Annotated in this window: 9 protein-coding genes; 6 read left to right on the top strand and 3 right to left on the bottom strand. The window is 42.5% G+C overall.

The genetic code is table 11. The features are described from left to right. Window positions 1-72 precede the first annotated feature (72 nt). The 5 genes from QM738_RS23120 to QM738_RS23140 all read left to right on the top strand — a co-directional run bounded on the left by QM738_RS23120 (window position 73) and on the right by QM738_RS23140 (window position 4,788). Complete coding sequence (locus QM738_RS23120; protein WP_462279135.1) at window positions 73-882, top strand: SDR family oxidoreductase; 810 nt, start codon at window positions 73-75, stop codon at window positions 880-882. A 59-nt stretch (window positions 883-941) separates the two neighbouring features. Further along, entirely contained in the window at window positions 942-1,766 is an 825-nt protein-coding gene (locus tag QM738_RS23125; RefSeq protein ID WP_462279136.1) for an SAM hydrolase/SAM-dependent halogenase family protein, read from the top strand. 65 nt (window positions 1,767-1,831) lie between these two features. Next, window positions 1,832-2,413 (top strand): RNA polymerase sigma factor, encoded by a 582-nt coding sequence (locus QM738_RS23130; protein WP_462279137.1) that lies wholly within the window; start codon window positions 1,832-1,834, stop codon window positions 2,411-2,413. Between the two features lie 32 nt (window positions 2,414-2,445). Continuing rightward, window positions 2,446-3,894 (top strand): energy transducer TonB, encoded by a 1,449-nt coding sequence (locus tag QM738_RS23135; protein WP_462279138.1) that lies wholly within the window; start codon window positions 2,446-2,448, stop codon window positions 3,892-3,894. Window positions 3,895-3,957: 63 nt separating this feature from the next. Next, window positions 3,958-4,788, top strand: coding sequence for a DUF2911 domain-containing protein (locus QM738_RS23140; protein ID WP_462279139.1), 831 nt, complete (start codon window positions 3,958-3,960; stop codon window positions 4,786-4,788). A gap of 19 nt (window positions 4,789-4,807) precedes the next feature. On the opposite strand, the gene QM738_RS23145 is transcribed toward QM738_RS23140, so the two are convergent. The 3 genes from QM738_RS23145 to QM738_RS23155 form a co-directional block, all read right to left on the bottom strand. After that, window positions 4,808-6,439 carry a sodium:solute symporter family protein gene (locus QM738_RS23145; protein ID WP_462279140.1) on the bottom strand — a complete coding sequence of 544 codons (1,632 nt, stop codon included), beginning with the start codon at window positions 6,437-6,439 and terminating at the stop codon, window positions 4,808-4,810. Between the two features lie 241 nt (window positions 6,440-6,680). Beyond that, on the bottom strand, window positions 6,681-9,167 hold the full coding sequence (locus QM738_RS23150; protein ID WP_462279141.1) for a PIG-L family deacetylase: 2,487 nt from the start codon (window positions 9,165-9,167) through the stop codon (window positions 6,681-6,683). A gap of 25 nt (window positions 9,168-9,192) precedes the next feature. After that, window positions 9,193-11,694 carry a M14 family metallopeptidase gene (locus QM738_RS23155; RefSeq protein WP_462279142.1) on the bottom strand — a complete coding sequence of 834 codons (2,502 nt, stop codon included), beginning with the start codon at window positions 11,692-11,694 and terminating at the stop codon, window positions 9,193-9,195. A gap of 47 nt (window positions 11,695-11,741) precedes the next feature. On the opposite strand from QM738_RS23155, the gene ggt reads away from it, so the two are divergent. Beyond that, window positions 11,742-13,433, top strand: coding sequence for a gamma-glutamyltransferase (ggt, locus tag QM738_RS23160; RefSeq protein ID WP_462279143.1), 1,692 nt, complete (start codon window positions 11,742-11,744; stop codon window positions 13,431-13,433). The last annotated feature ends 3 nt before the right edge of the window (window positions 13,434-13,436 follow it).

The raw sequence follows: 13,436 nt of genomic DNA on the forward strand, positions 1-13,436 counted from the left end.
ATTTATTCTATAAACTTAAAATTTGTTTTCAAACAGCCATCTAACTCTCTTATTTTTGCTTATAATATTTTTATGAGTACATTTTTTAAAGATAAGGTTGTTGTAGTTACCGGCGGCAGCGATGGTATTGGAAAAGCACTGGTGGATATGCTGATAACACAAGGTGCAAAAGTGGCTACCTGTGGCCGTAACCAGGATAAACTGTATGATCTGCAGGTAAAACATTCCGGTTCGCACCTGCATACCATGGTGGCTGATGTGAGCAATCTGAACGATTGTAATAATTTCATCAACTCCACCATCAGCAATTTTGGCGGTATTGATGTGCTGATCAATAATGCCGGTATCTCCATGCGGGCACTTTTGAAAGATGCAGATATTGATGTACTGAAAAAAGTGATGGATATTAATTATTACGGCACCGTTTACTGCACCAAACTGGCACTGAATTCACTGATCGAAAGAAAGGGCACCATTGTAGGCGTTTCTTCTATAGCCGGTTACCGTGGCCTGCCGGGCCGCAGTGGTTACTCTGCGAGTAAATTTGCCATTAATGGCTGGCTGGAAGCAGTGCGTACGGAATTGCTGGATGAAGGCGTGAATGTAATGTGGGTTTGCCCCGGCTTTACCACTTCCAACATACGCAATGTGGCATTGAACAGCAAGGGACAAAAGCAGGGAGAAAGCCCGATGGACGAAAGTAAAATGATGAGCTCGGAAGAATGTGCGGAACATATTCTTAAAGCAATTGAACACCGCAAAAGAACACTGGTGCTTACTTTCAACGGCAAGCGCACTGTTTTTATGAATAAATTCTTTCCGTCATTGGCAGATAAGCTGGTTAAAAAATTCTTCTTTAAAAATGGCGAGCTGGTACGGTAATTCAATTCCTGCTCAGCTTGCATCATTCATTATAAACTATTCATTATTCATTTAACTGAATGCCTTTACTAACCCTTACATCCGATATTGGCCAACAGGATTTTTTGGTGGGCGCAGTAAAGGGGCAGTTGTTGCAGGCGAATGAAAGTTTTAATATCATCGATATCACCCATCACCTCTCTCCTTTTAATTACCCGCAGGCAGCCTATGTTTGCCGCAATGCCATCCGCAATTTTCCGCAGGATACATTTCATTTAATACTGGTGAACCTGTTTGATGAAAAACCCGAACACATGCTGCTGGCAGAACATAACGGGCATTTTATTGGCTGTGCCGATAATGGCCTGCTAACGATGATACTGGAAGAAGTGCCGCAAAAAGTAGTGGCATTGCCGCTGGATAAGACCCAACAAAAAAATACCTTGTACGTTACCCGCATATTTGCTGAAGCTTTTACCCAGTTATTACAAGGCAGGAACCTGGAAAATATCGGCGATATTTCTGTATCCATGCAGGTGAAGAACCCACTTAAACCCATGCTGGGCAATAACTGGATCGAAGGGCAGATCATCTTTATAGATAATTTTGAGAATGTGATCGTGAATATTACCAGGGAAGATTTTGAAGAACAGCGCAAGGGCCGTAGTTTTAAGATCGTGTTCAAAAGAGATGAGGTGATCGATAAAGTGAGCGATACGTATGCCGATGTTTCGGAGGGTGAAAAACTGGCTTTGTTCAATGCGGCGGGCTACCTGGAGATTGCCATCAATAAAGGCAATGCGGCAGGCCTGTTCGGGTTGAAAGGCTATTCGGAAAAACAACAGCAGCACCAGTACCTGAACAACCGCATGTTCTACCAGACTGTTAAAGTTTATTTTGAATAAAGTACCTTATCATATTATCAACAAAACCATTCTGAATCTTACTAAAATAGCAGCCTGGTAAATATTTGCCTTTTTTAAAGAACATATCGCCTGATCCCACTACGGACAAAGAGCTGGTGGCTGCCTTTAAGCAAAGCGGCGATACCAACTATTTAAGTACCCTTTACCAGCGCTATATGGACCTTGTATTTGGTGTTTGCCTGAAATATTTTAAGGATGCCGAAAGAAGCAAGGATGCCGTAATGGATATCTATGAAGAACTGAATACCAAACTGAAGAATCACGAGGTGGATAATTTCAAGGGCTGGCTGCACGTTTTGGCCAGGAATCACTGCCTGATGCAGCTGAGAAGCCCCCGGAATATGAAAACCACCGAATTTAACGCTGATTTTATGCAATCGGCGGAAAATACGCATCTGAATGGCGAGGTATTGGAAAAAGAGAGCAATTTTGTTAAATTGGAACAGTGTTTGGACACTTTGACACAGGAACAAAGACAGTGTGTACAATTATTTTACCTGCAGAACAAGTGTTATAACGAAATTGCCGCCATTACAGGATACGACTGGAATAAAGTAAGAAGTTACATACAGAACGGCAGACGAAATTTAAAGCTTTGTATGGATGAAAAAGGCCTTGAGCTTTAAAAACTGTCAAAACACTTATTCCGGTTAAAAAAATGAACAATAAAGAAAACGATATTATTTACACCGCAAAGGATATAGCAGCCTACCTGTCAGGAAAATTGAGTCCGCTGGAAATGCACGCCATGGAAAAGGCTGCACTGGACGACCCGTTTTTGGCCGAAGCCATGGAAGGTTATGCCGGCATGCAGGAGGATGGATGGAAAGAACAACTGGCGGCATTAAAAACCGGTTTTGCAAAAGAAAGCGGCCAGGCCAAAGTGATCGCCCTGCCCCGCCGTAAGAATAACTGGTGGAAAGTGGCTGCAGCAGTTTTATTATTGGGTGGCACTGCTACATTGGCTTACCTGCTTAATACTTCTAAAAAAGTTGATCAACCGGCAATAGCACAGCAAACAACCACTGCTCCTGCAACCAATGCGGTGGATGCTGAAAAGAAGGCTGATATCCCTCCTGCTGGCAACACAACTCCAGAATCGATCGCAAGTACCACTACGCCTTCAGCTAATTCCGATAAAAACACGGTGGCTGTAAAACCTGTTACGGTAACGGAGAACAAAAGCACCGGGGCAGTTTCAGCTGAAGCTGATAAAACTGCAGTTGCTGCTGCAGACAAAAAAGAAGATAAAGTTGCCGAAACATCCAAAGTTCAGGAAACCAAATCTGATGATGTGGTAATTGTTGGCTATGGCACCGCAAAGAGAAAAGATGTTACTGCGGCAACTTCGCCTGCCACCGCTTCAAATGCAAACAGCAATGCAGGCCTCATTGCACCTGCTGTAAAACCTGCTACTGCGTGGTCCGCACCGGCAGAACAGGATAAATTTTTCTCTGAAAAGAAAGCCGATAACAGCCTGGCAAAAAAAGAACTGCCTGCTTACCGGAGTTTTAATGCACAGGTATTGGGGGCTGATAATACACCCCTTCCTTTTGCCAATGTAAATATCAAAAGTGAAAATTTTGGTACGTATGCGGATGTGAAAGGAAATTTCAGGCTCGTTTCTGCTGACTCTTTATTAACCGTGGAAGTAAAAGCCGCCGGTTATCAACCACAATTCTATACACTGAAAAGTTTTGTACAGCAAAATAAAATTGTACTGGCTGAAGAAGATGCGGCTTCCAAATACAAAGCTATTGCCGGCAATAACAACGCTACTGTTGCAGCAAGAAGCAAAATGTCGAGAAGAGCAACTTTGGTAAAGGATTCCATGATAAATGTAGAACCTCAGGATGGCTGGGATAACTACAACACTTACGTGAACAATAATATCGAGATACCGGATGATATTCTTGAAAAGAACATTCATGGTAAAGTGGAACTTTCTTTTGATGTAAGTTCCAATGGCAGCATCACCAACATTAAAGTGGATAAATCGCTCTGTGATAATTGCGATGAACTGGCCAAACGCCTGATAGAACAGGGTCCGCAATGGAAGGTTAAAAAAGGTAAAAAAGGAAAAGGTAAGGTTACAGTACAATTCTAAACTGTTAGGCCTTCTTCCTTAAATCAAGTGCATTTCTTTATTTTTACAGCCTAAATCTTAGTTATGAAAAAGTTGTTGCTGCTTTTTACAATGGCATGCTGTATTGTATCTGTAAGTGCGCAGGTAAAAATGCCGCCCCCTTCTCCCACACAAACCATTAAGCAGGATTTTGGTTTAGGCAGCATTGAACTTACTTACAGCCGGCCCAATGCAAACGGCCGCAAGATATATGGCACCCTCGTTCCCTACAATAAATTATGGCGTACCGGTGCCAATGCCGCTACGAGAATTGTTTTTACAGATGCGGTGGAACTGGCCGGCAAAAAGATAGACAGCGGCACTTATGCATTGTACACTATACCTGGGCTTGATACCTGGGAAATCATTTTAAACAAAGGCATCAATAACTGGGGCATTGAGGGCTATAAAGAAACGGATGATGTGCTCCGCATAAGGGTACAACCGGCAAAGACAAAAAACAGTGTTGAAACATTTACTTTCCAGTTTGTGAATATAAAACCTCAAAGCTGCGAGTTGCAGATCGTTTGGGCAAAAACCATCGTTACAATACCTGTTTCCTCCAACATCAAAGAAAGAATAAAGGCACAGATAGATGCCGCCATGCTTACAGATAAAAAGCCTTACTGGCAGGCGGCGCAATTTTATAAGGAATATGATGGCAACCTGAATAAAGCCCTGGATAATTGTACCAAAGCCATTGAAGCTACCAACAAGCCTTACTGGATGTGGTTGTACAAAGCCAAAATACAAAAGGAAATGGGTGACAAGGCCGGTGCGAAGATCAGCGCACAAAAATCTTTGGAATTATCCCGGGAGGCTAAGAATGATGATTATGTAAAAATGAATGAGGATCTTTTAAGAAAGTTGAAATAATTATCGCATACAGCGCTGCTTATTGCAGCGCTTTTTGCTTGAATATGGTTTGTTGCAACAGCACTGCGAAAATTATTACCAGCAACGCTCCTATCACGTTGAGCCATAAAAAGGAAATGATATCCATACGGTAAATGGTAATCACCAATAATTCTGCAATGATGGCAGCATAAAATACCGCGTTACCTTTTACTGACTTTAACCAGAATGCCACTAAGAATACACCGAGTATCACTCCATAAAATAAGGAACCGATGATATTAACTGCTTCAATTAAACTATTACCAATATTATACGCAAACATAGAAATGATGATGGAGAAGATGCCCCAGCCCAACGTATACCATTGAGAAATGCGATAGTCGTCCAGTTCGCTTTCTTTTTTTGTAAAGAATTTTTTATGGAAGTCCACCACCGAACAGGCCGCCAGCGAATTGAGCGCAGCAGCAATACTGCCCCAGGCCGCTAAAAATATAATCGCAAATATCAACCCTATCAAACCAACGGGCAGATTCTCTTTTACAAACCACAGGAACACATAGTTGGTATCTTTAGGATCATCTTTTGGTAAGGCCCTTTTTATTACAGCGCTATATGTTTTTCTTATTTGATTGGCCTGTACTTTATCGCCTGATGCAAAAGCCTTATCAAAGCTGGCTTCCAGCATATTGAGCGAATCTTTTTTGTCGGTTTGTTTGGCTTGTTCTATTGTTACTTTATCAAAATATACCGGCCCTTTATTGTATTGATAAAATGAAAAGATCAATATGCCTATCAGTAAAATAAAGAACTGCATGGGCACTTTTACCAGTCCGTTGATCAACAATCCTTTCCTGCTTTCTGCTTCGTTTTTAGCAGTGAGATAACGGCCCACCTGGCTGTGATCGGTACCAAAATAGCTGAGTGCCAAAAAAAAGCCGCCGATCAATCCGCTCCAGATATTGTATTTATCCTTCCAGTCGAAGCCATTGCTGCCAAAGCCAGAAGTGATGATATTCATTTTGCCGTTTTGCCCGCCCACTTTTAATGCATCAGTAAATCCAACTGCTTCAGGTAATAATTTTACTGCCAGGTAGCCAGTTAAAAAAAGTGCTACAAACACAATGATCATCTGCAGCTTTTGCGTGTAGGCCACCGCTTTAGCGCCACCGCTCATGGTATAAATGATCAGCAGGCCGCCCATTACTAAATTGGTATAATAAATATTCCAGCCCATTAAAGAGCTTAATACCAGCGATGGTGCAAAGATGCTTACGCCGGTACTTAATCCCCTTGACAATAAGAATAATGCAGATGTAAATGTTCTTGTTTTGATATCAAAACGTTGTTCCAAAAATTCGTAGGCGGTGTACACTTTCAGTTTGCAATATACCGGCACAAAAAAAACAGCCACCACGATCATGGCCAATGGTAATCCAAAATAATATTGTACAAAGCGCATCCCGTCGCTGTAAGCCTGGCCGGGTCCCGTTAAAAAAGTGATGGCACTGGCCTGCGTGCCCATAATGCTCAGCAGCACCAGGTACCAGGGCATGCTCCTGTTACTGAGAAAGTAGCCTTCTAAATTTTTTGTTGTACGGCTTTTGTAAATACCATAGATAATGATAGCAGTTAAGGTGGCGATCAATATGGCCCAGTCGATCCGGCTCATTTGCAGCAAATCCCTGAAGGACTTTTAACCGGTATTAAAATCTTATTTTCCTGTTTGAGCATAGTGGAAAACAGTTTAATTAAAATACCTTGTTATTAAATAGAAGAAAATTATCTGCGCCGCTAAAAACAGCAGCACACTAAAATACCATTTGAGCCAGTATGTTTTTTCGTTTTTCATTTTTTTAACAAGCATTTGTAATTCTTCATACAGGCATCCACTATTATGCTATAGCTTTTGTTTATTTGATATACTTTACCCGCTTATTGGCAATAAGGTTGGCAAACAACCTGTAGGCTCCGGGCACACCCGCCGGTAATTCGCGGAAGAATACAAGACCGGCGTACACAAATCTTCCTTTGCCATAGTTTGCGATGATCAGGCTTCCATCCTGATCGTTTTCGCCGGGATCTTTCATACTTAATATTTTTCTGTAAGCTGTGTCAATATTTTCTGCGTTGTAAATACTGCGCTCCTGTATCCATCCTTCAAAATCTTTTTGCGTTATTTTATTGGGATAGTTCAACGCTTTATGTTCCGGCAGCAGGAAATTCACTTTAGCTTCTTCATCGGTTATCCTGTTGCGGCTGATGGTGAAAGGATAGGGAGCTATTTTTGCTTTTACAGGGCCTATCTGGTTGCTGGTATTGTATTGTGTAAATAACACGCCACCTTCTTTTACATACTGCATTAATGCGTCGTAAGCATTGTTCATCCATTCATTAGTGTTGTAAGTTCTTACTCCGGTTACTATCACATCAAACTGGCGCAGGTTGCCAGGTGTCATGTCACTTTCTTTCAGTATCACTACTTTGTATCCCATTTGTTCCAGCGCTTCGGGAATTTTATCTCCAGCCCCGGGTATATAGCCGGCATAATTACCTTCGGTTTTCAAATCGATCAATCGATATTCGATCTTTGCTTTCTTTAAGTAATTGATGGTGGGTATATGATCGTAATTGATTGTTCTGATTTGCTGATTGAACCCGGTAGTATTTTCTTGTCCACCCACAATGAATGAAGGTTTATCAACAGTTGCCGGCGGAACGATGGCAAAACTTCTTTTTTGATCTTTTTCAAAACTTACATTGCCTTTTAAACCAATATTTGCATCCACTACAACATTGTTAGTTATATCCGGAATGTTAGAAATAATAGCCGGGTCATTCAAAGTAATTTTTTTAAGGGCTGTTACTTCAACCGTAGTATTCCTGAATTCTTTTGAAACAATAACCGGTTCCTTTGGATTAAATGAAACAGGCGGCACTATGTTTACCGGTTGATAGATCTCCCCTTTTACCGGGTCTGTATATTTATAACGAATGGGTTTATTAAATACAAACTCTTTACCTTCTATCATCATGCTAAAATTCACACTCAACGGATCACTCTCAGCTTTGCCAATCAATTGCTGCTCAGTAATATTAAAACTGCCTTTACTCATTTCATTTTCCAGCCAATATGGTTGTGTAGGCTTTGCATCCGGCTGAATATGCCAGGTGTAATTTTTCACTTCGCTTGTATTCTTTTTCAGCTGGTCGAAAATCACGTAAGTTGTATCTATCTGTGCATCGGCACTCAATATATTGGCACCACTGCGGTTATTTACGGTAAGGGTTACACGCAAACTATCGCCCTGTACTGCATACTGGTTATTGGCTACTGCTTCCATAAAGAGGCCGCTGCAATTCTCCAGTAACCTTTTTATTTCTCCCTGTTTTAATTGTTTCCAGTAGGGATCCGTTATTTTATCTACTGCATCATATAATTTAACCAGGTCGGCATTCGATTTTTCCGGATGCTGCAGGTCAAAGTTCTTTACGATAGTATTGATGCTGTTTGTAATGTCTGTATTACCTACCCTGCTCCAGTTCAGGTCAATGCCATCCATCAGGTCTTTTGAGGGCGCCTCCCCTTTTATCGTTTTAAAATATTCTATCACGCTTCCCCGCTGTGCCGGTACACCAAAGCCCTGGCTTTTGTGCATGCTGCGGCTGGCAGCGGCGATCTCTCCATAACTTTTGCCCAATATCGGGTTGTAATCACCGCATTCCAGCTTAAACTGGCTTTCGTTTTGTGTGTTATTACCACCAAAATTAAAAGTGTTCCAGAGCAAACGTTTGGCCTGCCACACGCTCACATATTTTAATTGTTCAGGAAATTTAGTGGGATCAGCAGCAGCTTCAAATGCTTCACCTGCGAGTATTGCTGATGCGGTATGATGACCGTGACCACCTTCTCCTGTAGTAGGGAATCTTGTAATGATCACATCGGGTTTGAATTTACGGATCACCCAAACCACATCGCTTAATATTTTATCGTGTCCCCATATCCGTAAGGCTTCTTCGGGGCTTTTACTAAAGCCAAAATCGAAGGCACGGCTGAAGAATTGTTCTGCTCCGTCCACCCTTCTTGCCGCCAGCAGTTCCTGCGTTCTTATCAACCCAAGGTCCACGCCCTGCTCATCACCTATCAGGTTCTGGCCACCATCGCCCCTGGTAAGGCTTAAATAACCGGTGCGGTATAATTTTTCGTTGGCCAGGTAAGCCAGCAGCCGGGTATTCTCATCATCGGGATGTGCCGCAATGTATAATACAGAGCCCAGCACATTCAGTTTCTTTAACTGCAATAGTATTTCTGATGAAGTATAGGTCCTGGGTGTTTGTGCCTTAATATTGATAGAACAAAAACCTAACAGTATAATCCCGAGCAACGATCTGTATTTCATAATTAGTTGATGCTAAAATTTATCATTATTGATTCACTAAGAAAATGGCGTTTGCAAAAAGCAGTTTACCATTTTCCCAAAAACTCCTGAAGATGGGATCATCTGCAAAATATACTACTGTGCCTCTTCCCATATCCTGTACTCCCAGCACGGTGCCATCTTTTAATTTATCCTTCAATTTACTACCTACAAAACCGGCCACCTGGTTGTCTTTTTTAATTACCCCTACATTCCAGCCATCTTTCATAAATTCATACAGGTCGCCACTTTGCTTGAGTGTAAAATAATTGGAGTTGTAACCAAATGCCAATGGATGCGAATCATCCAGCGTTACCCTGTAAATAGAACCGGGGATAAAGTCAGTGATACTTTCCCTTTCCCTGTTCTCGTAACGTTTTACATCGGCATAAGCCCCTTTATCATCTTTCTTGTCATCTTCGTCGCTCTTCTTCAGTTTAAAGCCCCAGTCCAGCTTTGCTATTTGTGCAGCAGCGTTTTCCATGGCAATTATTTTGCCCCCCTGTTGCGCCCATGCTTTTATGTCGGCTGCCGATTCTTTATCTTTTAAAAATTTATAATTGCCGTCGGGCAGTATCAGCACATCTGTATTTTTTAATGCTGCTGCATCTATATCATCTGCATTGATGAGTGTAACAGGATAATTCAACTGCTGCTCAAACAAATGCCATACTTCCCCGGCTGCACCGGAACTGGCACCCTTACCGGTTACCAACACCACGTTGGGCTTTTTGATAAAATGTACTTTTTCGCTGCCAAAATCAAAGCCGCTTTCCATAAAACCGCTTGATACGCCCACAGCATAAGGAGCAATTTCCACTATATCTTTTAAATGCTCTTCATTCCCTTTCTTTAATACGATCAGTGTACCTTTTGAATATGCGATGCCGCCATAGGTAAAATCCTTTTCGGCAAAACGAACTTTTACCTGTTTATTCAACAGGGCCGCCAGGATTTTTGCATCTTCAAAAGATCTATAACTGATAAGATAGCCATAAGGATAAGATTCATTGGATGGCGATGGTGCCGGCCGCCAATGAGGCGTGCGTTGCTGTACAGACAGTTTTTCTCTTACTGCATAAGCCTGCAGGCCGTATACATAAGGAATGCTCCATGCAGTGATATCATAAGTAACTGAATCAACCAGTTTAGATTTTGGTTCAAATAAAACCTTTACCAAAGTAGATTTGGGCTGATATGCACTCACCGCAATATTATAACTGGGTAAAGTAAACGCTTCTTCTTTTCCTGAAAAATAATTATATCCTTTGAGCAGCTTATCATTCACAGTACCGTATTTAATACCGTTCGCATCAAAAAAGGTCTGCAGTGCTTTTAACTTATCTTCATTGGGCTCTGCAATTACATAAGTCTTGTATTCGCCTATTCCATTATTTTTTGCATCATCAAAGAATTTTTTGAACTCGCTCACCAGCTTAGTGTTATACACGGATGCCATTTCCAGCGTACTCATACCCGTAGTAAAATGATGTGCTATCCTGTCTTTTAATGTAAGCGTATCACCATCATTTTTTAAAGCAGCTAATCCGCCTGCGGGTCCGCCCGCCTGTTCGTAGGTCATGCCAATGGCACCGTTGTATATCGGGTACGTGTCACCGTAAGCAGGATAAAAAAGATCAAATATCTCTTTGGTAAAATACAACCAGCCATTACTATCAAAATATTTTGCATGATTTTTCCCGATGGTCAGCTGAAAATCCCGCTGCCACTGGGTGATCACTTCGTGAAAAGGTTCTGCTGCAGGGGCGAAATAATACGGACTGTTCACGCCCTGTTCGTGGTAATCGCAATGCACCTGCGGCATCCACTCGTTGTATTTTTTTACCCTGCCCTGCGATTCGGTCTGTGTTTGCCAGGCCCAATCCCTGTTCAGGTCAAAATTGTAATGATTGGTCCTGCCGCCCGGCCACGGTTCGCTGTGTTCCCTTGCATCTGTATTAGGATCAGCCTTTTTACCTGATACCTGCGTGAACCAATTGATATAACGTTCCCTGCCATCGGGGTTCAGGCAGGGATCAATGAGTACCACGGTATTCTTCAGCCATGTTTTTGTTTGTGCATTGGAGGGATCGAGCAGTGTATACAATGTTTTCATCGCCACTTCGGATGAACTGGTCTCATTGCCATGTACATTGTAACTGAGCCATACGATGGTAGGCGCAGTCACATCCGCCGGTTTATCATTTAAAATGCCTGCAAGCCTTAAATTATTTTTCCGTATTTCTTCCAGCCTGGAAAAATTCTCTTCCGATGCAACGATCGCCAGCAATAAAGGCCTGCCTTCATTGGTCTGTCCGTACTGCTCCAGTTTCATCATTTTGGGCATGGCTTCGGCAGCCTGCTGAAAATAATTCACGATCTTGTAATGCGGCGTATATTTATCCCCCAATTGATAGCCTAGGAACTGGTCGGGGCTTTTGAGTTGTTGGGAAAAAGAAGGGAGAACGGATAATAGTGTGATACAAAAAACAAAAAAGTGTTTCTTCATAAAATCCCTGGTTTATCAGGCGGTGTATTTAATGATCAATTTTAACTATGAGAAAAAAGAGCATTCTGCCTGCGATGATTGCGTGTTTTTTAGTGCTGCAAAGTACGGCGCAAATTAATCCTTATAATTACCACTCACAAAAAAAAGTGGTTTGTTCCAATGGCGCCGTGGTTTCGGCCCATCCTCTTGCCAGTAAGGCCGGTTTAAGCATTTTACAGCAGGGCGGCAATGCGGTGGATGCTGCCATTGCCACACAACTGGCACTGTCTGTAGTATATCCCGGCGCCGGTAATATTGGTGGTGGCGGTTTTATGGTGGCGCATTTAAAGAACGGTAAGAATATTGCCATCGACTATCGGGAAAGAGCACCGGCAAAAGCCAGCCGTGATATGTACCTGGACAGTAATGGTAATGCACAATTGCAGTTATCGCAGGACGGGCATTTGGCGGCAGGCGTACCAGGCACGGTAGCGGGCCTTTTTGCATCGTATAAATATGCTTCGCTCCCTTTTGAAAAACTGATCCAGCCGGCTATTGAGCTGGCAGAAAATGGCTATGCGATCACCGCCAACGAAGCTGCTTCACTGAACAGGACGAAAGCAGAATTCTTAAAATTGAATAGCGCTCCAGTGGCATTTGTAAAAAATACAGACTGGAAGGCAGGTGATACTTTAATTCAGAAAGAACTGGCCAATACTTTAAAACGCATCAGGGATAACGGTAAAAAAGGATTTTATACCGGCGAAACTGCCCGTTTTATCGTGGAAGAAATGCAAAAAGGTGGCGGGCTGATCAGTTATGCTGATCTTGAAAATTATGAAGCCAAAGAAAGAACGCCTTATATTTTTAAATACAAAGACAAAACCATTATCACCATGCCTTTGCCCAGTAGTGGCGGCATTATTTTAGAGCAGATGATGGGCATGATTGAAAAAAGGAATATCGCTGCGATGAAATTTCAAACGGCTGCCAGTGTGCATTTGATGACCGAAGTGGAAAGAAGGGCTTATGCCGACCGTGCGGAATTTTTAGGCGACCCTGATTTTGTAAAAGTGCCGGTAAAACGCCTTACCAGTCAGGCTTACCTGCAGGAGCGTATGAAGGATTTTGATGCCGCGAAAGCCGGTAACAGCGCCGCTACCAAGGCAGGCGTGATACCAGAAAGCGAAGAGACCACGCATTTAAGTGTGGCGGATAATAAAGGCAATATAGTATCGGTTACCACTACACTCAATGGTGGTTATGGCAGCCGTACGGTGGTAAGCGGCGCCGGTTTTTTATTGAATAACGAAATGGATGATTTTAGTGTAAAGCCCGGCGTGCCCAATATGTACGGGGCTATTGGCAACGATAAAAATGCCATTGCACCCGGCAAAAGAATGCTGAGCAGCATGACGCCTTCCATCGTTTTAAAAAGCAACAAGCCTTACCTGGTGGTGGGCACGCCCGGCGGCACCACCATACCTACCAGCGTATTTCAAACACTGGTGAATATTTTAGAATTTGGTATGACACCCGAAGATGCCGTTAATAAACCCAAGTTCCACCATCAATGGCTACCCGACAGGATTGATGTGGAAAAGGATTTTGATGAAGCTGTAAAAAAACAACTGGAGGTGATGGGTTATAAAGTAATGCCTAGATCTCCTATTGGTCGGGTGGAACTGATCGAAATAAAAGGCAAACAAATTACTGCTGTGGGCGATAAACGGGGCGATGATGATGCGGAAGGGTATTGAAAT

It is taken from the genome of Ferruginibacter sp. (assembly GCF_049840995.1).
Classification (GTDB): domain Bacteria; phylum Bacteroidota; class Bacteroidia; order Chitinophagales; family Chitinophagaceae; genus Ferruginibacter.

Coding starts and splice junctions, on each gene's coding strand:
- QM738_RS23135 (WP_462279138.1), top strand. CDS start 2,446: ATGAACAATAAAGAAAACGATATTATTTACACCGCAAAGGATATAGCA.
- QM738_RS23145 (WP_462279140.1), bottom strand. CDS start 6,439: ATGAGCCGGATCGACTGGGCCATATTGATCGCCACCTTAACTGCTATC.
- ggt (WP_462279143.1), top strand. CDS start 11,742: ATGAGAAAAAAGAGCATTCTGCCTGCGATGATTGCGTGTTTTTTAGTG.
- QM738_RS23155 (WP_462279142.1), bottom strand. CDS start 11,694: ATGAAGAAACACTTTTTTGTTTTTTGTATCACACTATTATCCGTTCTC.
- QM738_RS23150 (WP_462279141.1), bottom strand. CDS start 9,167: ATGAAATACAGATCGTTGCTCGGGATTATACTGTTAGGTTTTTGTTCT.
- QM738_RS23140 (WP_462279139.1), top strand. CDS start 3,958: ATGAAAAAGTTGTTGCTGCTTTTTACAATGGCATGCTGTATTGTATCT.
- QM738_RS23120 (WP_462279135.1), top strand. CDS start 73: ATGAGTACATTTTTTAAAGATAAGGTTGTTGTAGTTACCGGCGGCAGC.
- QM738_RS23125 (WP_462279136.1), top strand. CDS start 942: ATGCCTTTACTAACCCTTACATCCGATATTGGCCAACAGGATTTTTTG.